The following is a 19,558-nucleotide window of genomic DNA, read 5'->3' as shown; positions in this document are numbered from 1 at the left end:
ACCCCCACGGCCGCTCCCACCGGACCCGCCCCTTTCGAGCACCGATGTGCTACGCCGCCCGCCACTCGGCTGATCCCCCGGCGAAAAAACTTCCGCGACCCGCGTAATGCCGCCCCCCTGCCCCGCTCTCCACCGGGTGAACGGCCCTAGCGGCCGGCCGTCGGACGGAAGGGAACACGTCATGCACAGCGTGGTGGAGCGGGAACTCGAACTGAACCTCGTCCTGTCGCCGGAACACCGGATCGCGGTGCCGGCCCGGCTGGGCTACCTGACCGGCGATCCCTACGCCGTCCACGTCACCTTCCACGTCGACTGCGAGCAGCCGGTGCACTGGACGTTCGCCCGGGACCTGCTGGTGGAGGGCGTGTTCCGGCCCTGTGGCCAGGGGGACGTGCGGGTGTGGCCGACCAAGACCGAGGGACGCGGCGTCGTGCTGATGGCGCTGAGCTCACCCGACGGGGACGCCCTGCTGGAGGCCCCGGCGGCGCAGGTGTCGGCCTGGCTGGAGCGCACGCTGCGCGTGGTCCCGCCCGGGACCGAGGCGGAGCGGCTCGGCCTCGACGACGAACTGGCCGAACTGCTCGCGCAGTGAGGCCTGGTCAGAACAGCTTGCCGGGGTTCAGGATGTTCAGCGGGTCGAAGGCCTGCTTGACGGCCCGCTGCATCTCCAGCCCCACGGGGCCGATCTCGCGGGCGAGCCACTCCTTCTTCAGGACGCCGACGCCGTGTTCGCCGGTGATGGTGCCGCCCAGTTCGAGACCGAGCGCCATGATCTCGTCGAAGGACTCGCGGGCCCGCCGGGACTCCTCGGGGTCGGCGGGGTCGAAGCAGACCGTCGGGTGGGTGTTGCCGTCTCCCGCGTGGGCCACGACGCCGATGGTGAGCCCGTGCTTCGCCGAGATCCGGTCGACCCCGGCGAGCATCTCGGCGAGCCGGGACCGCGGCACGCACACGTCGTCGATCATCGTCACGCCCTTGACCGCCTCCAGGGCGGTGAGGGACAGCCGGCGCGCCTGGAGGAGCAGTTCGGACTCGGCGGCGTCCTCGGCGGGCACCACCTGGGTGGCCCCGGCCGCCTGGCACAGCGCGGCGACGGCGCCCAGGTCGGCCGCCGGGTCGGTGGTGTCGAAGGCGGCCAGGAGCAGGGCCTCGGTGGACTCGGGCAGGCCCATCCGCGCCAGGTCGTTGACGGCCTTGACCGTCGTGCGGTCCATGAGTTCGAGCAGGGACGGCACGTGGCCGCCCTCCATGATCCGGCAGACGGCGTCGCAGGCGGCGGCGCCGGAGGCGAACTCGGCGGCCAGCACCAGCTGGGCGGGCGGTGCGGGGCGCAGGGCGAGGACGGCGCGGACGACGATGCCGAGGGAGCCCTCGGAGCCGACGAACAGGCGGGTCAGGTCGTAGCCGGCGACGCCCTTGGCGGTGCGGCGGCCGGTGGACATCAGACGGCCGTCGGCGAGGACCACGTCGAGGCCGAGGACGTACTCGGCGGTGACGCCGTACTTCACGCAGCACAGGCCGCCGGACGCGGTGCCGATGTTGCCGCCGATGGTGCACATCTCCCAGCTGGAGGGGTCCGGCGGATAGGAGAGGCCGTGTTCGCCGACGGCCCGGGACAGGGCGGCGTTGACCACCCCGGGCTCGACGACGGCGATCCGGTCGACCGGGCTGATCTCCAGGATCCGGTCCATCTTCACGAGGGACAGCACGATGCAGCCCTCGGAGGCGTTGGCGGCGCCGGACAGCCCGGTGCGGGCGCCCTGCGGCACGACGGGGACGCGCAGGGCGGTGGCGGTGCGCATCACGTGCTGGACCTCTTCGACCGTGCGCGGCAGGACGACCGCGGCCGGGGTGCCGGCCGGGCAGAAGCTCGCCATGTCGTGGGCGTAGGAGGCCATGACGTCGGGGTCGGTGAGGACCGCCTCGGCGGGCAGGCCGCCGAGCAGCAGGTCGACGAGGTTGCCGGTCCGGTCGTCGCGAGGCGCTTCGATACGGCTCATGATCACAGGTTCGCACCCGGGGCCATCGGTGTGAACCCCGTCGGCGGCAGCCTTCACCTGCCCGGCCGCGCTCGCCGGGGTGACGCACAGTGAGCGCCATGGAGAACCAGGAGGAGGGTCCCCGGCGGCGGGAGCGCGGCCTCTGGCGCCGCGCCCGCGCGCGGCGGGTGCTGATCGGCTCCGCGGCGGGGTGCGCCGTGCTCGGCGGGGTGCTGTGGGCGCTGCCGTGGGGGCGGCCCGCCGAGCCGGCCGGGCCGTCGCCCGGGGCGCTGGCGATGGCGGCGGTCGGGGCCGGGGTGCCGGCCGACGCGGCGGGCCTGGCGGAGCTGATCGACGAGCGGGAGAGGCACGTACGGGCGCGTCCGCGGGACGCGACGTCCTGGGCGGTGCTGGGGACGGCGTACGTGGAGCAGGCGCGGCGGCTGGGCGACCCGGCGTTCTACCCGCGGGCCGAGCGGGCCCTGCGCACGTCGCTGTCCGTGCGGCCGCAGGGCAACGTGCGGGCGCTGACCGGGCTGGCCGCGCTGGCCAACGCGCGGCGGGACTTCCCCGCCGCGCGGCGCTGGGCCGAGCAGGCGCGCGAGCTGGAGCCGCGGCGGTGGACGACGTACCCGCTGCTCATCGACGCCTGCACCGGGCTGGGCGAGCACGCGGCGGCGAAGCGGATGCTGGACCGGCTCGGCGAGTTGCGCTCCGGGCCCGCGGTGCTGGCGCGGGCCGCGGGGGTCTACCGGGACCGCGGCTGGCGCGAGGACGCGGCGGCCTCGCTGGCGGACGCGGCGGCGGGCGCGCGGCAGCCGGCCGAGCGGGCGGCCTATGTGGAGCGGGCCGGGCAGCTGGCCTGGGAACGCGGGGATCTTCGGGTGGCGCTGCGGCACTTCCGGGAGGCGCTGCGCCTGGACGCGGACCTGCCGTCCGCGCAGATCGGTCAGGGCCGGACCCTCGCCGCGCTGGGCCGGACGACGGAGGCGCTGAACGCTTACCGGGCGGCGCTCGCCCGGCAGCCGCTGCCGGGTCACGCGCTGGAGCTGGGCGAGTTGTACGAGTCGCTGGGGATGCCCGAGGCGGCGAAGGAGCAGTACGACCTGCTGCGCGAGCGGGTGCGGGCCGCCGCCGCGGCCGGGGCGGACGAGGACCTGGTTCTCGGGCGGTACGAGGCCGACCACGGCGATCCCGAGGACGCGGTGCGGCGGTTGCGGGCGGAGTTCGCCCGGCAGCCGGGCACCGAGGTGGCCGACGCGCTCGGCTGGGCGCTGCACCGGGCCGGGCGCTCCGGTGAGGGCCTGCGGTACGCGGTGCGGGCGACGGACGGGGAGCGCGGGGGCGGCGTGCGCAGCGCCGTGTTCATGTACCACCGGGGCATGATCGAGCGGGAGCTGAAGCGGTACGGCGCCGCCCGCCGGCACCTGGCGGAAGCGCTGCGCGTCAACCCGCACTTCTCCCCGCTGCACGCGCCGAGGGCCCGCGCGGCGGCACGGGCCCTGGGCGATCCACCGGACGTGCGGCCGCCGGAGCTGTCCGGCTGAGAAGCGGGACCCGCGCCGGGCCCCACCGGGGAGCCGGCGCCGGTGGCGGAGCCGGCGCCAGGCGCAGGTGGCGGTGGCGGAGCCGGCTGGACCGTGCGGGTGCCCCGTGACACCCGCACGGTCCGTGAGCCGCCGGGGGCTACAGGTTGCCGCGGCGCGCCTGCTCGCGCTCGATCGCCTCGAACAGGGCCTTGAAGTTGCCCTTGCCGAAGCCCATCGAGCCGTGGCGTTCGATGATCTCGAAGAAGACCGTCGGACGGTCCTGGACCGGCTTGGTGAAGATCTGCAGCAGGTAGCCGTCCTCGTCGCGGTCGGCGAGGATCTTCAGCTCGCGCAGGGTGTCGATCGGCACGCGCGTCTCGCCGACCCACTCCCCCAGCGTGTCGTAGTAGGAGTCGGGCGTGTTGAGGAACTCCACGCCGGCCGCGCGCATCGTGCGGACCGTCTGCACGATGTCGTTGGTGTTGAGCGCGATGTGCTGCACACCGGCGCCGCCGTAGAACTCCAGGTACTCGTCGATCTGGGACTTCTTCTTGGCGATGGCCGGCTCGTTGATCGGGAACTTGACCTTGAGGGTCCCGTCCGCGACGACCTTCGACATCAGCGCGCTGTACTCGGTGGCGATGTCGTCGCCCACGAACTCCTTCATGTTCGTGAAGCCCATGACCTTGTTGTAGAACCCGACCCACTCGTTCATCTTGCCGAGCTCGACGTTGCCGACGCAGTGGTCGATCGCCTGGAAGGTGCGCTGCGCGGGCGGCTCGACGATCGGCTTGGCCGCCACGTAACCGGGCAGGTAGGGGCCGTCGTAGCCGGAGCGCTCGACGAGGGTGTGGCGGGTCTCGCCGTAGGTGGCGATGGCGGCCAGCACGACCGTGCCGTTCTCGTCCTTCTGCTCGTACGGCTCGGCCACGGAGCGGGCGCCGTGCTCCAGCGCGTAGGCGTACGCGGCGCGGGCGTCCGGGACCTCGATGGCGAGGTCGACCACGCCGTCGCCGTGCTCGGCCACGTGCCGGGCGAGGAAGTGGCCCCAGTCGGTGGTGGGCTTGACGACCGAGGTGAGGACGAACCGGGCGGAGCCGTTCTCCAGGACGTAACTCGCGGTCTCGCGGCTGCCGTTCTCCGGTCCGGAGTAGGCGACGAGCTTCATGCCGAAGGCGGTGGAGTAGTAGTGCGCGGCCTGCTTGGCGTTGCCCACGGCGAAGACGACCGCGTCCATTCCCTTGACCGGGAAGGGGTCGGCCTGCCGGGCGGTGTCGGGAGTGTGGTGTGTGGTCTGCGTCATAGGCGCAGGGTCTCCCCAGTCGGCAAGGTGCGCAATAGTTTGCGTTTCGACTGGGCAATCTGTTCAGCAATACGGGCGTATCGACGGCATTTCTGTACAGGATGACCATGCCGGGAGGCTGCTGTGGCGATCGATCATCTGGACGGCCGGATCCTGCTGCTGCTGGCGCGCGAGCCGCGCATCGGGGTGTTGGAGATGTCCCGGCGCCTCGGCGTGGCCCGGGGCACGGCACAGGCCCGGCTGGACCGACTTCAGTCGAACGGAGTCATCCGCGGCTTCGGACCCGAGGTGGATCCGGCGGCCCTCGGCTACCCGGTCACGGCGTTCGCCACGCTGCAGATCCGCCAGGGCCAAGGCGCGGATGTGCGCGCCCACTTGACCGGGGTGCCGGAGGTGCTGGAGCTGCACACCACGACCGGCAGCGGGGACATGCTGTGCCGGCTGGTGGCGCGCTCCAACGCCGATCTCCAGCGTGTGATCGACCGGGTCGTCGGTTTTGATGGCATCGTCCGGGCCTCCACGGCGATCGTCATGGAGAACCCCGTTCCGCCGCGGATCATCCCGCTCGTGGAGCAGGCCGCGGAGGAGACCTGACGTGGAGGGGTGAGCACGTGTGAACTTCTGGGAGTACCTGGTCAACCGGCACCAGCAGTTGCTCACGGACGCCTACCAGCATGCGAGCGCCGTCTTCCAGTGCATGGTCGTCGCGACGGCGCTCGGGGTGCTGATCGCCGTCGCGACCTACCGCAGCGAGTGGGCCGGCAACCTCGCGACCACCACCACCGCCACCATCCTGACCGTGCCGGCGCTCGCGCTGATCGGTCTGCTCATCCCCGTCGTGGGGCTGGGCGTGCCGCCGACGGTGGTGGCGCTGACCCTGTACGGGCTGCTGCCGGTGGTCCGCAACGCCATCGTGGGGCTGCGCGGGGTCGACCCGTCCCTGGTGGACGCGGCCACCGGCATCGGCATGTCCCGTCCGGCCCGGCTGCTGCGGATCGAGCTACCGCTGGCCTGGCCGCCGATCCTGACCGGCATCCGGGTCTCCACGCAGATGCTGATGGGCATCGCCGCCATCGCCGCGTACGCCTCGGGGCCGGGCCTGGGCAACGTCATCTTCCGCGGGCTGGCCTCCCTGGGCAGCGCCAACGCGCTCAACCAGGTCCTGGCCGGCACGCTCGGCATCATCGTCCTCGCCCTGCTCTTCGACGCCGCGTACGTCCTGATCGGACGGCTGACCATTCCCAGGGGGATCCGTGCCTGAGACCGGCGACCACGGTGCCTCGATCGAGCTGGAGAGCCTGACCAAGCGCTTCCCGGGCAGTGCGCAGCCCGCCGTGGACAACGTGAGCATGGAGATCAAGGCGGGCGAGGTCGTGGTGTTCGTCGGGCCCTCGGGCTGCGGCAAGTCGACCACGCTCAAGATGATCAACCGGCTGATCGAGCCGACCGGCGGCCGGATCCGCATGGGCGGCGAGGACGTCACCGACATCGACCCGGTGAAGCTGCGCCGCAAGGTCGGGTACGCGATCCAGTCCGCCGGCCTCTTCCCGCACATGACGGTCGCGCAGAACATCGCCCTGGTGCCGAGGATGATCGGCTGGCCGAAGGCCCGCATCAAGGAGCGGACGGAGGAGCTGCTCGACCTGGTCGGCCTGGACCCGGGCGAGTTCCACGGCCGCTACCCGCGCCAGCTCTCCGGCGGTCAGCAGCAGCGCGTGGGCGTGGCCCGGGCGCTGGCGGCCGATCCCCCGGTGCTGCTGATGGACGAGCCGTTCGGGGCGGTCGACCCGATCACCCGGGACCACCTCCAGGACGAGCTGATCCGGCTCCAGCACGAGCTGCACAAGACGATCGTCTTCGTCACCCACGACTTCGACGAGGCCATCAAGATCGGCGACCGCATCGCGGTGCTGCGCGAGCGTTCGCACATCGCCCAGTTCGACACCCCCGAGGCGATCCTGACCAACCCGGCCGACGACTTCGTCTCGGGGTTCGTGGGCGCCGGGGCGGCGCTGAAGCGGCTGAACCTGACCCGGGTGCGGGACGTGGAGATCACCGACTACCCGACGGTCACGCTGGACGACCCGCTCCAGCAGATCTTCACCCGGCTGCGCGGCAGCGGCACCAACGAGATCCTGCTGCTCGACCGGCGGGGCCGCCCCTACAAGTGGCTGCGGCGCGGGGACCTGATGCGGGCGAAGGGCTCGTTGGCCCGGGCCGGGACGCTGGTGCACGACACGGTCACCCGGGACGCGACCCTGCGGGACGCGCTGGAGGCGGTGCTCACCGACAACGCCGGGCGGGTGGCGGTCACCGGGCGGCGCGGGGAGTACACGGGCGTCGTCGACATGGAGACGCTGATGAACTCCGTGCACGAGATGCTGGAGGCCGACCGCCTGGAGGCGATGGAGCACCAGCACGAACTGGAGTCGTCGCGGGCCTCGCAGACCCAGGCCGAGCAAGAGGGCGCGGGCGGCCCGGGAGCGGTGCGGTGACGGTCACCGAGGCCGAGGAGACCTCCGGGACGGCCGGGCAGTCGCCGCCGCCGCCGCGCCGGCCGTCCCTGGTGACCTGGCAGAAGCTGACGTTCCTGCCCGTGGCCCTGATCGCCGTGCTGCTGGCCACCTGGCTGTGGTTCCAGCAGGCCGACCTGGACGCGCTGACCCGCAACGCGCTCTCCGGCGGCCAGGTCACCAAGGCGCTGTGGCAGCACATCCAGCTCACCGCGATCTCCACGTTCTTCGTGCTGATCATCGCGATCCCGCTGGGCATCCTGCTCACCCGGGGTCCGGCCCGCCGGGCCACGCCGGTGGCGATGGCGTTCGCCAACACGGGCCAGGCGACCCCGGCGATCGGCCTGCTGGCCCTGCTGGTCATCTGGCTGGGCATCGGCCGCAGGGCCGCCCTGATCGGCATGATCATCTACGCCATCCTGCCCGTGCTGTCGAACACCATCGCCGGGCTGAAGGCCAACGACCCGACCCTGCTGGAGGCGGCCCGCGGCATCGGGATGTCCCCGACGGGCGTGCTGACCCGGGTCGAACTCCCGCTGGCCGTCCCGCTGATCCTGGCGGGCGTGCGGACGGCCCTCGTCCTCAACGTGGGCACGGCGACGCTGGCGGTGTTCGGCGGGGGCGGCGGCCTGGGCGTGCTGATCACCACCGGCATCACCAACCAGCGGATGCCGGTACTGGTGCTGGGCTCGGTCCTCACGGTGGTGCTGGCGCTGCTGGTCGACTGGCTGGCCTCGCTGGCGGAACTGCTGCTGCGGCCGAAGGGGCTCCAGCCGTGACCCGGCGCGGGTGCCTGCTGGCGGCGGGCCTGCTGACGGCGGCGGCCGGCTGCGGCCTGACCAGCGGCTCGCCCCTGACCGACGACGTGGAGCCCGGGTCGATCGGCAAGGGCGAACCGCTGAAGGGCGCACAGCTGACGGTGACGTCGAAGTCGTTCACCGAGCAGCTGATCCTGGGCTCGATCATGGGCATCGCGTTCGAGGCGGCGGGCGCGGACGTCATCGACCGCACGGGCATCCAGGGCTCCATCGGCAGCCGCGAGGCGGTCCGCAAGGGCGACGCGGACGCCGGGTACGAGTACACGGGCACCGCGTGGATCACCTACCTCGGGCACAACCGGCCGATCACCGACCCGACCGAGCAGTGGGAGGCGGTGAAGAAGGAGGACGCCGGGAACGGCCTGGTGTGGCTGCCGCCGTCGAAGCTCGACAACACGTACGCGCTCGCCATGAACCAGCAGAACGCCGAGAAGTACGGCACGAGGACCATGTCCGAGGTGGCGAAGCTGGCGAAGTCCGACCCGGGCGCGGTGAAGCTGTGCGTGGAGGTGGAGTTCGCCAACCGGGCGGACGGCCTGCCGGGCATGCAGAAGCGGTACGGGATGGCCGTACCGGCGCGCGACATCACGCAGATGGACACCGGGATCATCTACACCCAGACGGCGAAGGGGAGTTGCACGTACGGGGAGGTGTTCACCACGGACGGGCGCATCAAGTCGATGAACCTGGTGGTGATGGACGACGACAAGAAGTTCTTCCCCAACTACAACGCCGCGCCGATGGTCAACGCCAAGACGCTCAAGGAGTGGCCGGCGATCGCCGAGGTCCTGAACCCGGTGACGGCGAAGCTGAACAACGCGGTGGCGCAGGAGCTGAACGCGAAGGTCGACGTCGACGGCGAGGACCCCCACCAGGTGGCCCTGGACTGGCTGGTGAAGGAGGGGTTCGTCAAGGAGGGATGACGCCCCGGGCGGTCCCCGCCCATTAGCAGCGGGGGACGGATCCCTTGCCCGTTTCCAGGGCCTCCAGGGCGGCCACCGTGCCCTTCAGCGTGGTCACGGGGATCAGCCGCAGGCCCTCGGGCAGCTCGGCGCGGGCGTCCCCGCACTCCGCCTTCGGCACCAGGAACACCGTCGCACCGTCCCGCCGGGCGGCCTGCGTCTTGAGGGCGACGCCCCCCACCGCACCGACCTTGCCGGCCGCGTCGATCGTGCCCGTACCGGCGATGACCCGGCCGCCGGTGAGGTCCCCGCCCGTGCCGTCGCCGTCGAGCTTGTCGATGATGCCGAGGGAGAACAGCAGCCCCGCGCTCGGCCCGCCGACGTCCGCGAGCTTCAGGGTGACGCGCACGTCCTCGTCGTCGAGGCCCAGGTAGTCCAGCGCGGCCTCGGTCGCCGCGTCCTGGGACTGCTTCATCTGCTCCTCGTTGTGCCGCTCGATCTCCCGCACGTCGCCGCCGCCCGGGTAGACCGAGTCGCGCGGCATGACCGCCTGGTCGGTGCGGAACCAGCTGTCGACGACGTCGGGGAGCGACACGCGGGTGTCCGGGGAGGTGGCCTCGATGGTGGTCATCCGCAGCTGCCCGCTGGTCGTGCGGACGGGCGCTCCCGAGATGGTGATGACCTCGGCGCCCTTGTTCTCGCCGAGCACGTTCGCCGTCATGCCCGGCTGCGCCACCGAGAACGGCAGCGGCGCGAACACCGCCGTGGCGAGCAGGCCGACGACGGGCAGGGCGCAGACGGCGAGGGCCCGGGGGCGTGTGAGGCGAGAGAGCACGGGGTCAATCTAACGCGCGGCGCCCCGTCCGCCCGGGGCGGGCGTCAGCGCAGGGCCTCGGCGACCTCGCGCGCCGCTTCCATCACCCGCGGCCCCACCCGCTCCGGGACCACGTCCGCCAGCATCACCACGCCCACACTGCCCTCGACGCCCGTCACGCCCAGCAGCGGGGCCGCCGCACCGCAGGCACCGGCCTCCAGCTCCCCGTGGGTCAGGGTGTAGCCCGGACCGGCCGCCGGGTGCTGCCGGGCCGAGAGGATCGCCTTGCCGGCGGCGCCCCGGTCCAGGGGGTGGCGGAACCCGGCCCGGTAGGCGACGTGGTAGTCCGTCCACGTCGGCTCGACCACGGCCACGGCGAGCGCGTCCGCCCCGTCGACCAGCGTCAGGTGCGCCGTCGCGCCGATGTCCTCGGCCAGCGACCGCAGCGCCGGCATCGCGGCCTCCCGCACCAGGGGATGCACCTGCCGCCCGAGCCGCAGCACCCCGAGCCCCACCCGGGCCCGTCCGCCCAGGTCACGGCGTATCAGCGCGTGCTGTTCGAGGGTCGCGAGCAACCGGTACACGACGGTCCGGTTCACGCCCAGGCGCAGGGAGAGCTCGGTCACGGTCAGTCCGTGGTCCGTGTCGGCGAGCAGCTTGAGGACGCGCAGTCCCCGGTCGAGCGTCTGAGAGGTCTCCGCGGTCACGACGCCCACTCCTTAGTGGTGAGGTCGGCGGCCCTCCGGTCGGCGGATGCGTCACCGGGTCCCGTCGGCGACGCGCTACAGAGGCCGCCGATCGGCCGGCGGCCCGGCCTGTCCGGGCCGCGTCGCTTCACGGCTGCGCTCCGCGGCGGCGCTGCCACGGGGCGTGTGCGTAGCGGGACAGTAGCGAAGCCGGTTCGCTGAGCGGAAGGCTCCGTCCAGAATCCGGTCACGGCCCGGGGTGTCCTGCTGTCGTTTGGCCCGGTATGCACGCCCCCCAGGATGGTGAAGGCCCCGTGAGGCCGTCACTTCATGCGCGTGGCCCACTCCTGCACCTTGGCGATGCGCTGCCGCAGCTGCCCCGCCGTCGCCTCCGCCGCCGGAGGCCCCCCGCACACCCGCCGCAGCTCGGTGTGGACGACCCCGTGCGGCTTGCCGCTCTGGTGGACGTACGCACCGACCATGGTGTTGAGCCGGCGCCGCAGCTCCATCATCTCCTTGTGGGAGACCACCGGCCGGCGCTCGGCGGGCAGTTCGAGCAGGTCGGCCTCCTCGTCCGGCTTCTTGCGGCTGTGCGCGATCTGCCGGGCCTGCCGCTTCTGCAGCAGCAGCTGCACCTGGTCGGGCTCCAGGAGCCCCGGGATTCCCAGGTAGTCCTGCTCCTCCTCGCTGCCCGGGTGCGCCTGCATGCCGAACTCGGCGCCGTTGTACATGACCCGGTCGAAGACGGCGTCGGACTCCAGCGCCTCGAAGGGCAGCATGTCCTGCTCGCCGGTGTCCTCGTCCTGCTCCCGGTTCGCCTCGTCCATCTCCTTCTCGGACTCGGCGTACGGGTCCTCCTCGCCGGCCTTTTTCGGCTTGTCGAGGACGTGGTCGCGCTCGCGCTCCATCTCGTTGGCGAAGGAGAGCAGGTCGGGCACGGTCGGCAGGAAGACCGAGGCGGTCTCGCCGCGCCGCCGGGACCGCACGAAACGCCCCACGGCCTGGGCGAAGAACAGCGGCGTGGAGATGGTGGTGGCGTAGACCCCGACCGCGAGACGCGGCACGTCGACGCCCTCGGACACCATGCGCACCGCGACCATCCACCGGTCGGTGCCGGCGCTGAACTCGTCGATCCGCGCGGAGGCCCCGGAGTCGTCGGACAGCACGAGGGTCGCACCGGTGCCGGTGATCTCGCGGATGAGCTTGGCGTAGGCGCGCGCCGAGTCCTGGTCGGAGGCGATGACGAGCGCGCCCGCGTCCGGGATGGCCTTCCTGACCTCGGTCAGCCGCTGGTCGGCGGCGCGCAGCACCGACGGCATCCACTCGCCGCGCGGGTCCAGCGCCGTCCGCCAGGCCTGGCTGATGGCGTCCTTGGTCATGGGCTCGCCGAGGCGGGCGGCGACCTCGTCACCGGCCTTGGTGCGCCAGCGCATGTTGCCGCTGTAGGAGAGGAAGATGACGGGCCGGACGACGTTGTCGGCGAGGGCGTTGCCGTAGCCGTAGGTGTAGTCGGCGGCGGAGCGCCGGATGCCGTCGTCGCCCTCCTCGTACGTGACGAAGGGGATGGGATTGGTGTCCGACCGGAAGGGCGTACCGGTCAGGGCCAGCCGCCGGGTGGCGGGCTCGAACGCCTCCAGGCAGGCCTCGCCCCAGGACTTGCTGTCACCGGCGTGGTGGATCTCGTCGAGGATGACGAGGGTCTTGCGCTGCTCGACGCGGTTGCGGTGCAGCATGGGCCGCACGCCGACACCGGCGTACGTGACGGCCACGCCGTGGTACTCCCGGCCGAGGGGCCCGGCGCTGTACTCCGGGTCGAGCTTGATCCCTATGCGGGCGGCGGCCTCCGCCCACTGCTTCTTCAGGTGCTCGGTCGGGGCCACCACGGTGACCTGCTGCACGACGTGGTGGTGCAGCAGCCAGGACGCCAGCGTCAGTGCGAAGGTCGTCTTGCCGGCGCCGGGGGTGGCGACCGCCAGGAAGTCCCGCGGCTGCTGCTGGATGTACTTCTCCATCGCACCCTGCTGCCAGGCGCGCAGTTTGCCGGCGGTGCCCCAGGGGGCGCGGCCGGGGAACGCCGGGGAGAGGTGGTGCGAGGCAGTGCTGGTGCCGGCGGTGGTAGTCACGGTCTCCGTTGGGGGTCGGGCGGCTCGTGCGAGGGAGCCTGACGGCTCGGCTACGTATGACAACCGGGCCACCCTACCGGCGCCCCGAGCCGCGCCACGCCCGGACCGGGCCGCGCCGCGGACGGGTGGGACTCACGTCACAGCACCCGGTCCGCTGCACCCCGGCCCCCTGTGCCGCGGGCCGCGTCACGGCCGGTGCGGCCCTGCCGTCACAGCGCCCGCAGGCGCTGCGCGATCCGCCCGACGTCCGTCTCCGCCCCCGACGCCACATCGACGACCAGCACGTACGCCACGTCCTGGTCCGCCTTCGCCAGGTCGACGCCGTTGAGGGCGAGGAAGACGGCGGTGGCCAGCCAGGCCGTGCGCTTGTTCCCGTCGACGAGCGGGTGGTTGGCGGCGAGCGCGTGCAGGAGCGCGGCGGCCTGCTCGTGCAGGTCCGGGTAGGCGGGCGTGCCGAACATGCGGGCGCGGGGCCGGTGCACGGCGGAGGCCAGCAGTCCGGGGGCCCGTGCCTCGGGCGGGCGCCCGCCGAAGGCGATCGCGGCGATGCCGGTGACCTCGGCGACGGTCATGAAGCGGGTGCGCCGTGTCATTCGCCGAGCCTCCGCAGCAGGTCGGCGTGGTCGCGGGCCAGCCCCTCCGCGACGCCGCGCACGTGCGCCTCCTCCTGCCGCAGGTGTGCGCGTACGGCGTCGAGCGCGACCTCTTCGGGCGTGCGGCCCTGGGCGTCGGCGAGGTCGTCGAGGGCCCGGCGCAGACCGGGGTCGAGGGGCAGGCGGAGTTCGGACATGCACCGAGGCTACGGCTGGCTCCGGGGCGCAGCGAGGGCTTTTCCGGCGTGCGGGCCCGGCCTGCGGACCCGGCGTGCGGGCCCCGCGTGCGGACCCGGCGTGCGGGCCCCGCGGCGGCTCAGCCGGACCCGGGCCCGGGTTCGCGCAGCCGGGTCGACACCCACGCCCCGGCCAGGGCCACCACGGCCATCGGCAGGAACACCGCGGCGAAGGCCGCGGGGTGGGAGCCGGTGGCCTGGCCGGCCGTGTGGGACACCGCGCCTCCGCCCAGGGCGGCGAACGCGGCCCCGCCGGCGGACAGCAGGACGACGTTGGACAGGCCGTCGGAGATCTGCAGGGCGGCGGAGTTGCTGCCGGCCTCCTCCGGCGCGGAGAGCTTCAGCAGGAGCACGCTCGTGGACGAGATGACCAGGCCCATGCCGAAGCACCCGAAGGCCCAGGCGACGGCCACGGTCCACACCGGCACCGAGTCGATCAGCACGCTCGGCGCGGTGGCGACGGCCGCGGCCACGAGCAGCATCCCGACCGTGACGAGCCGCTCCCGGTGCGGCTCCACCCGGGGCCGCGACTGCACCCAGGAGCCCAGCGCCCACGTCCCGCCGCCCGCGGCGAGCGAGAACCCGGCCAGGGTCGGGCTGAGCCCGCGCTGGGTGACCAGCATCAGCGGCACGAACGACTCGGCGGCGATGAACGACCCCGCCGCGACACCGCGCAGCAGCACGACGGACGGCAGCCCGCGGGCGGCCCGGTAGGTGCCGCGCGGCAGCAGCCCGAGCACGGCGGGCACGAGCAGCGCCACCCCGGCGGCCGCGGGCAGCAGCGACAGGGGCCGCAGGTCCTGCGCGGCGTACTGGAGCAGACCGGCGCCGAGGGAGATGGCGAGGGCGAGGCGGATGCGGCGCAGGTCGAAGGAGGCGCCGGACGGCCCGGCGGGGGCGGACGGATCCGCCGGGGCGGGCTCCTCCACCGGCCCGGACGCCCGGCGCCGTATCTGCGGCAGGGCGAGCGCCAGCGGGAGGACGACCAGCACGGGGATGCCGGTGAACACCCACCGCCAGCCCAGCTGCTCGGTCACCGTGCCGGCGGCGAGGGGGCCGACGATGGAGGGCAGCACCCAGCTCGCGGCGAACGCGGCCATGATGGCGGGCCGCAGCCGCTCGGGGTAGGCCCGCCCGACGACGACGTACAGGGCGACGATCACCAGTCCGCCGCCGAGTCCCTGCACGGCCCGGCCCAGGATGAACACCCACATCGTCCCGGCCGTGCCCGACAGCAGCAGCCCGGCCCCGAACGCGGCGATACCGGTGGTGAGCGGCCCGAGGGGGCCGCGCCGGTCGGACCACTGGCCCGAGAGCACCATCCCGAACAGGCTGGTCGTGAAGTACCCGGAGAACGCGAACGCGTACAGCGACACCCCGTCGAGCTCCCGCGCGGCGACGGGCATCGCGGTCCCGACGGCCGTGGCCTCGAAGGCGATGAGCAGGACGACGGAGACGATGCCGAAGCTCAGGGCACGGTGGCTCCGCCCCAGAACGGTCTCCTCCGCCTCGGCGACGGGGAGCGGACCGCCGGCACCTACGACTTCCGCGTCACGCGGCTTCGGGACACTCATGCCCGCCAGCGTAAGGCCCGTGCCCGCGTTTGACCCCTGTCGCAAGTCGCCCTCGTCCTGCGACCTCGGTCGTACGTCCCGCGCCGTTTCGTGAACGGCGTATGGCAGTCCCGTTGCACCCCGCCCACGCCCCTTGAACCCCCCGCTCCCCGCCCCCTACGTTCACTGCACCAGGTACGAACACGGCCGTGTGCCCGAGTGGTTCAGGGGCTCGCCTGCGCTGCATCCATCAGCGAGCTCCGCTCGCGGGGAGTCACGTGGGCCCGCATCCCTCGGCACGTCGGATCGTGACGTCACCCGGTGTCGGCCGTGTGCCCGAGTGGTTCAGGGGCTCGCCTGCAAAGCGAGTTACGTGGGTTCGAATCCCGCCACGGCCTCTTTCGCCTTGACCAGGCAAAAGGAAAGGGCGGCACCCCCGAAGGGGTGCCGCCCTCTTGCTTGTCCGTCTCAGTTCCCGTCTCAGTAGAGCTGAGGAGAAGGGGAAACAGAGGGACGTCGCCCTGCCCCTCCATGGCGAACTAGACCCGCCGGCAGCAGACGACCGAGCCGCCGCCGGCCAGAGCGGTCAGGGCTGCGACGACGTCCCAGCGGTTCGCCACAGCCGCCAGCCACAGAACAATGATCACGATCGCGCCCCCACCGGGGAGCCCGACCGGCAGAGCGCTACCGCCCGGAAACAGGTTTCGGGTACGGTCGGGAACAGAAGTCATGCGTTACCTCTTCTCACTGATGTGGTGCCTGACCTCATGACGGGGGCAGCCTCAGTCGATTGCTTGCCGGCGTGGCTGAGGATGCCTCCGTACCGACCTGAGTGGTCGTGAGGTTCCGCTGAGCATACCGCGATCACCAGCCCCAAGGGGCAACAGTGACCACAACATGTTGTAGCTACACGCCTCTTAAGCACTACATCTTGTGGTTCAACTTGAACAACAAGTGCCCTCCCTGTCGCACCTCCGCTCCCGGGCCAGGGCGTTTGCGATGCAGTCCCTCCGCGTCACATGCGCCGCCAATCCCCTTTGCCCCCTATATCCCCTTGGGGTCCGAGGAGCCATCGGATCTCCGACAGTCTGTGGGCTGCCCTTTGACTTGGCGCGCGCCAGCACTCACCGGGATGTTCGCAAACACGTGGTCGGTCGGGCTGTCGACATGATCCGCGGGGCGATGAACACCTCACTCACGCCGCCACCCTCGTCGTCCGCCGCCCGCTGGCCAGCGCTTGGCTTCTCATGAATCGCCAGCCAGCCGCCACCGGCAAGTTCCGAGTGGTGTCTCAGATGCCTCAGCCAGCCACATGGCTCCCAACGGGGAGGGCCTGCAGCAGGACATGGAGAATCACTTAGGCGACGTGACGGAAGGCCACTACCAGTGGAATAGGTCAACGATGTGCACCTTATCCGCGTGCTTATCATGCGGAGCGCATAAACGTTTCACTCACCTCTACAGTCACTCTTACACCAGGCCATGTCGGCAGAGTGTTCTACCGTCCCCTCTATAGACAGCCGACTTCGTTTGGGTCTAAGTTTTCGCCTCATGCGGGCTGCACCCGTCGGCAAGTCATCTGAGCGATGACACATGGTGTCGCCCTAGAAGAATGGGGGGGTCTTGACAGCAGAGAACGATGCGACACGAAGTAAGCTTGCCGGAACATGGCTTCAGGACATGGGGCCCAACGCCATAGGCGCTTGGACTCTGAAAGAAGACGGCAAGTTTGAGTTCTCATGGCAGCAGGCACCTGAGTTTGGCAAGGTGTTCATGTCAGGCTTTAAAGGTCGATGGCTACTCACCAATGACCAGATCCCACCCGTGCTCACTCTGCAAGTGCAGAGGATAAAAAGCCCTCTAAAACGCGCCATTGACGTCGTTTACTTCGGGGTGGGCGGGCCCGTCAATCCGGTGGCTTTCTTGGTGCGCACGGCTGCGATCGGCGCCTCAGAAATAGCATTCGGAAAGCTCGCAAACGCTGGGTACGGCGTGACAGCGGAGGTCAGCTTTGCAGGTATCGACGAACTTGCCCTCCAACCGATTGGGTCCGAACAGAAGTCCTCTGACCGAATCCAGTGGAGTCGCGCATGAATGGGCATCGCCCATTGACCCAACCGTGATCGCTGTATGCCAGCCCCCGGTCCGCTGGCCAGCATTGCCAACAAGCCGCTTCATTGTCCTGATCTTTGTCCAGCGCACCGACAGACGCCGCCGTTCACCACCGTACGCGCAGCCCGTCTGACCTGCCTCGTTGACCTCCGCGTACAGCCACGCGGACAGTTGGAAAGGGTGTTGGGCAGCGGATGAAAGGCCCTTACCGTTCGCCGACCGCGGCATGCTTCGTCTCAGCGAAGGTTGGGCCGGCTGGCCGCCAGTGAGCGTCACGCCGACGAGGACGGTGTCGCAGGGGCGCTCCGGGCGGCTCAGTTCCCGTCTCGTTCATCGCCGTACGTTGCCGTCCGGGGCTGTTTACCGTGCTCTCCTGAGCCCAACATCCGTACGGATCTGGACAGCGGTGAACGGGACTGGATCAAGCTTTGAGGAGTGAGGACAAACCTGCAAAACGAGGTGATGGAACGGCGCGAAGTACCCAGGTAATGCGTCAGAACCCTTCCTTCGCTGTGCGCCTGCCGGTAGGACGCACATAATTTTCATTCCGCAATATATCCTCAAGCTTGAGGTGGCCTAAAGTAGGAGGTCGACAGAGTTTCCGGCCCCGCACCGACAGCCTTCTCAAATGCATTCTGGGTGAGCAGCACGAAATTTCGCTCGCGCTTATTCCCGTTAGCCTTTGCCCAGTCATTCCACAATTGGCCGTAAATTCGCCAATGTCGACGTGCAACCTCACCCCTAAAGTGCAGATTCAGCGTAATTTCGCATGCTTCAAGGGTCACGCGACCAACCAGATAGTCCGTAAGCCAGAGGCGATATATCAAATTGCAAAATACGTGTTGCCGCATCTCTTGGAACGTAGAGGGTGCGGGTGGCGGATCCCAGCAATGCATTAGCGACTCATCATCCAAAGCGCGGATTATCAGTTCTTTGTGCATGGAGGATCGGATCTCTTCATTCATAATACGAGTCTGCTTCCCCTGGTGCCAAATTGAGACTACTGCACCCAGGAAAGCCGCTGCCGAAAACAGTACGGCAACAGCCCCGTACGCCTGACCGACTTCACTCAATCTATTCCAATCCATTCCGGCTGGTGCTATTGCGCGCAGAATGAAAGGAGACCAGGCGACGAGAGACACGACGCCGACACTAGCGAATGTCCAGAGAACCCGTCGTTTCCACAGTTCGCGGTACGGCATCGGCGCCCCCGATCCGATAATTACTAACAGGAAAATTCCAGTTAGATGCTCTCAATTGGATGAGACCGACGATGATCAACGTGATAGAGGAAGCGGTCCCAGGTCGTGACCTTGAAGGTCAGTTTCGGGCTTAGCTCCATTTTTGAATCGCGTATGCACACACCGCCGAGGGTGAATGCCACCTCAACGCAGTTCCCGCCTCCCGTAGATCGCGTGCTCTTGCGCCAGACTCGCTCAGTCACTCGGCCTCCTCGGCGGTCGTCAGCACCCATAGTCGCGAAGCCAGACGCAAGCGTCTACTAGAGGAACTGTCCTCCGGCGCAGGCAGGAGCCGCGTACCACGCACATCCCGAGGCGCGGGACGGCTGCGAGCCGATGCACCGAGGCCAACATGGGGTCCAAATTGCGGCTTTGGCGACGATATAACCGAAGCACCCTTCCCGGAACAGACGGCCGTCGCGGTAGCCAGGAAGACGCTCACTCCCGTCTCAGTTTTCGTCTCGTTCATCGTCATACACGATCGTCCGGAGCTGTTCATTCCGTCCCAGCCGATGAAGCACTCGTACGGGAATGAACGTCGATGAACCCTTCCGGATCAAGGCCAAACAAGCCCGGACAAACCTGCAAAGCGAGTTACGTGGGTTCGAATCCCGCCACGGCCTCTTTCGCTGCCGGACGCCCGCGTGGTCAGCCGGCGTTCGGGAGGGCTCCCGGGGGTTCCGGGGCGGGGCCGACGGCGGCCCGGCGCAGGGCTGCGCGCGCGTTCTCCGCCCGCACCGCGTCCAGCCAGCGCCACAGGCCGGCCTCCTCCAGCCGCAGGGCCGGGCAGGTGATGCGGTGCGGGATGCGGCACACCGCGCCCGGTTCCGGTTCGCTCTCGCGGCTGTTCCACGCCGTGCCGTCGGAGTCGACGTACCAGCGGTGCCAGGCCGGCACCATGTGCGCGGGTACCGGCAGGTCGGGTTCGAGCAGGACGTGGCGGCCGTAGTACGTGACGCAGCGGTCGCCCACCAGGCCGCAGGCGGGGCAGACGGGCGGTGCGGGCGGCTCCGGGCCGGTGGCGCCCTCCAGCACCGCCTGGGCCCGGTCGGTTCTCTCCCACGGCCGTGGCACGCCCCAGGGTGCCTGCCGCTGACTGTCGGGTCCGGGCAACGGGATGATGCTCGACTCGCGTGTATCCCCCATGGGTTCGAGC

19 protein-coding genes and 1 tRNA gene are annotated in these 19,558 nt (G+C 70.5%); 9 read left to right on the top strand and 11 right to left on the bottom strand.

Annotated elements, in window-relative coordinates:
- The first annotated feature begins 181 nt into the window (after nt 1-181).
- Nucleotides 182-592 (top strand): SsgA family sporulation/cell division regulator, encoded by a 411-nt coding sequence (locus ACH4C6_RS20560; protein WP_398110026.1) that lies wholly within the window; start codon nt 182-184, stop codon nt 590-592.
- 7 nt (nt 593-599) lie between these two features.
- On the opposite strand, the gene ACH4C6_RS20555 is transcribed toward ACH4C6_RS20560, so the two are convergent.
- Nucleotides 600-2,000, bottom strand: coding sequence for an FAD-binding oxidoreductase (locus tag ACH4C6_RS20555; RefSeq protein ID WP_398110025.1), 1,401 nt, complete (start codon nt 1,998-2,000; stop codon nt 600-602).
- A 98-nt stretch (nt 2,001-2,098) separates the two neighbouring features.
- Here ACH4C6_RS20555 and ACH4C6_RS20550 point away from each other — a divergent pair, with 98 nt between their 5' ends.
- Nucleotides 2,099-3,526, top strand: a complete 1,428-nt coding sequence (locus tag ACH4C6_RS20550) for a tetratricopeptide repeat protein (RefSeq protein ID WP_398110024.1) — start codon at nt 2,099-2,101, stop codon at nt 3,524-3,526.
- A gap of 139 nt (nt 3,527-3,665) precedes the next feature.
- Here ACH4C6_RS20550 and hppD read toward each other — a convergent pair whose 3' ends face one another.
- Nucleotides 3,666-4,811: a 4-hydroxyphenylpyruvate dioxygenase gene (hppD, locus tag ACH4C6_RS20545; RefSeq protein WP_398110023.1), complete on the bottom strand. Its 1,146-nt coding sequence runs from the start codon at nt 4,809-4,811 to the stop codon at nt 3,666-3,668.
- Between the two features lie 123 nt (nt 4,812-4,934).
- Here hppD and ACH4C6_RS20540 point away from each other — a divergent pair, with 123 nt between their 5' ends.
- The 5 genes from ACH4C6_RS20540 (at nt 4,935) to ACH4C6_RS20520 (ending at nt 9,065) form a co-directional block, all read left to right on the top strand.
- Nucleotides 4,935-5,405: an Lrp/AsnC family transcriptional regulator gene (locus ACH4C6_RS20540; protein ID WP_398110022.1), complete on the top strand. Its 471-nt coding sequence runs from the start codon at nt 4,935-4,937 to the stop codon at nt 5,403-5,405.
- A 19-nt stretch (nt 5,406-5,424) separates the two neighbouring features.
- The gene (locus ACH4C6_RS20535; RefSeq protein WP_376333355.1) at nt 5,425-6,072 is read left to right on the top strand and encodes an ABC transporter permease; all 648 of its coding nucleotides are present in this window, start codon (nt 5,425-5,427) and stop codon (nt 6,070-6,072) included.
- Complete coding sequence (locus tag ACH4C6_RS20530; RefSeq protein WP_398110021.1) at nt 6,065-7,306, top strand: betaine/proline/choline family ABC transporter ATP-binding protein; 1,242 nt, start codon at nt 6,065-6,067, stop codon at nt 7,304-7,306. The genes ACH4C6_RS20535 and ACH4C6_RS20530 overlap by 8 nt, the downstream gene beginning before the upstream one ends.
- A gap of 68 nt (nt 7,307-7,374) precedes the next feature.
- Entirely contained in the window at nt 7,375-8,103 is a 729-nt protein-coding gene (locus ACH4C6_RS20525; protein WP_398110427.1) for an ABC transporter permease, read from the top strand.
- A complete protein-coding gene (locus ACH4C6_RS20520; RefSeq protein WP_398110020.1) occupies nt 8,100-9,065 on the top strand; it encodes a glycine betaine ABC transporter substrate-binding protein in 966 nt (321 codons plus the stop codon). The genes ACH4C6_RS20525 and ACH4C6_RS20520 overlap by 4 nt, the downstream gene beginning before the upstream one ends.
- Nucleotides 9,066-9,087: 22 nt before the next feature.
- Here the strand turns inward: ACH4C6_RS20520 and ACH4C6_RS20515 are convergent, their stop codons facing one another.
- The 6 genes from ACH4C6_RS20515 to ACH4C6_RS20490 all read right to left on the bottom strand — a co-directional run bounded on the left by ACH4C6_RS20515 (nt 9,088) and on the right by ACH4C6_RS20490 (nt 15,070).
- A complete protein-coding gene (locus ACH4C6_RS20515) occupies nt 9,088-9,879 on the bottom strand; it encodes a S16 family serine protease (RefSeq protein WP_398110019.1) in 792 nt (263 codons plus the stop codon).
- Between the two features lie 44 nt (nt 9,880-9,923).
- Nucleotides 9,924-10,565 carry an IclR family transcriptional regulator gene (locus ACH4C6_RS20510; protein ID WP_398110018.1) on the bottom strand — a complete coding sequence of 214 codons (642 nt, stop codon included), beginning with the start codon at nt 10,563-10,565 and terminating at the stop codon, nt 9,924-9,926.
- Between the two features lie 302 nt (nt 10,566-10,867).
- Nucleotides 10,868-12,667, bottom strand: coding sequence for a DEAD/DEAH box helicase (locus ACH4C6_RS20505; protein WP_398110017.1), 1,800 nt, complete (start codon nt 12,665-12,667; stop codon nt 10,868-10,870).
- Nucleotides 12,668-12,876: 209 nt separating this feature from the next.
- A complete protein-coding gene (locus ACH4C6_RS20500; RefSeq protein ID WP_398110016.1) occupies nt 12,877-13,260 on the bottom strand; it encodes a type II toxin-antitoxin system death-on-curing family toxin in 384 nt (127 codons plus the stop codon).
- Entirely contained in the window at nt 13,257-13,457 is a 201-nt protein-coding gene (locus tag ACH4C6_RS20495) for a hypothetical protein (RefSeq protein ID WP_398110015.1), read from the bottom strand. Before ACH4C6_RS20495 ends, ACH4C6_RS20500 begins: the two co-directional genes overlap by 4 nt.
- Before the next feature lie 119 nt (nt 13,458-13,576).
- Nucleotides 13,577-15,070, bottom strand: coding sequence for an MFS transporter (locus ACH4C6_RS20490; protein ID WP_398110014.1), 1,494 nt, complete (start codon nt 15,068-15,070; stop codon nt 13,577-13,579).
- A 305-nt stretch (nt 15,071-15,375) separates the two neighbouring features.
- On the opposite strand from ACH4C6_RS20490, the gene ACH4C6_RS20485 reads away from it, so the two are divergent.
- Both ACH4C6_RS20485 and ACH4C6_RS20480 read left to right on the top strand, forming a co-directional pair.
- A tRNA-Cys gene (locus tag ACH4C6_RS20485) sits at nt 15,376-15,447 on the top strand.
- A gap of 1,225 nt (nt 15,448-16,672) precedes the next feature.
- Nucleotides 16,673-17,143, top strand: a complete 471-nt coding sequence (locus tag ACH4C6_RS20480; RefSeq protein WP_398110013.1) for a hypothetical protein — start codon at nt 16,673-16,675, stop codon at nt 17,141-17,143.
- Nucleotides 17,144-17,721: 578 nt separating this feature from the next.
- Here ACH4C6_RS20480 and ACH4C6_RS20475 read toward each other — a convergent pair.
- The 3 genes from ACH4C6_RS20475 to ACH4C6_RS20465 all read right to left on the bottom strand — a co-directional run bounded on the left by ACH4C6_RS20475 (nt 17,722) and on the right by ACH4C6_RS20465 (nt 19,548).
- Complete coding sequence (locus tag ACH4C6_RS20475; protein ID WP_398110012.1) at nt 17,722-18,303, bottom strand: DUF6082 family protein; 582 nt, start codon at nt 18,301-18,303, stop codon at nt 17,722-17,724.
- Nucleotides 18,304-18,404: 101 nt separating this feature from the next.
- On the bottom strand, nt 18,405-18,635 hold the full coding sequence (locus ACH4C6_RS20470) for a DUF397 domain-containing protein (protein ID WP_398110011.1): 231 nt from the start codon (nt 18,633-18,635) through the stop codon (nt 18,405-18,407).
- 415 nt (nt 18,636-19,050) lie between these two features.
- Nucleotides 19,051-19,548, bottom strand: a complete 498-nt coding sequence (locus ACH4C6_RS20465; RefSeq protein ID WP_398110010.1) for a DUF6083 domain-containing protein — start codon at nt 19,546-19,548, stop codon at nt 19,051-19,053.
- Nucleotides 19,549-19,558 lie beyond the last annotated feature (10 nt).

It is taken from the genome of Streptomyces sp. NPDC017943 (assembly GCF_044328425.1).
GTDB classification, from domain to species: domain Bacteria; phylum Actinomycetota; class Actinomycetes; order Streptomycetales; family Streptomycetaceae; genus Streptomyces; species Streptomyces djakartensis_A.
The sequence above is the reverse complement of the archived record's forward strand: the minus strand, read 5'-3'. Positions and strand labels throughout refer to the sequence as shown.

Coding starts and splice junctions, on each gene's coding strand:
- ACH4C6_RS20560 (WP_398110026.1), top strand. CDS start 182: ATGCACAGCGTGGTGGAGCGGGAACTCGAACTGAACCTCGTCCTGTCG.
- ACH4C6_RS20555 (WP_398110025.1), bottom strand. CDS start 2,000: ATGAGCCGTATCGAAGCGCCTCGCGACGACCGGACCGGCAACCTCGTC.
- ACH4C6_RS20550 (WP_398110024.1), top strand. CDS start 2,099: ATGGAGAACCAGGAGGAGGGTCCCCGGCGGCGGGAGCGCGGCCTCTGG.
- hppD (WP_398110023.1), bottom strand. CDS start 4,811: ATGACGCAGACCACACACCACACTCCCGACACCGCCCGGCAGGCCGAC.
- ACH4C6_RS20500 (WP_398110016.1), bottom strand. CDS start 13,260: ATGACACGGCGCACCCGCTTCATGACCGTCGCCGAGGTCACCGGCATC.
- ACH4C6_RS20495 (WP_398110015.1), bottom strand. CDS start 13,457: ATGTCCGAACTCCGCCTGCCCCTCGACCCCGGTCTGCGCCGGGCCCTC.
- ACH4C6_RS20490 (WP_398110014.1), bottom strand. CDS start 15,070: ATGAGTGTCCCGAAGCCGCGTGACGCGGAAGTCGTAGGTGCCGGCGGT.
- ACH4C6_RS20470 (WP_398110011.1), bottom strand. CDS start 18,635: ATGGGTGCTGACGACCGCCGAGGAGGCCGAGTGACTGAGCGAGTCTGG.
- ACH4C6_RS20465 (WP_398110010.1), bottom strand. CDS start 19,548: ATGGGGGATACACGCGAGTCGAGCATCATCCCGTTGCCCGGACCCGAC.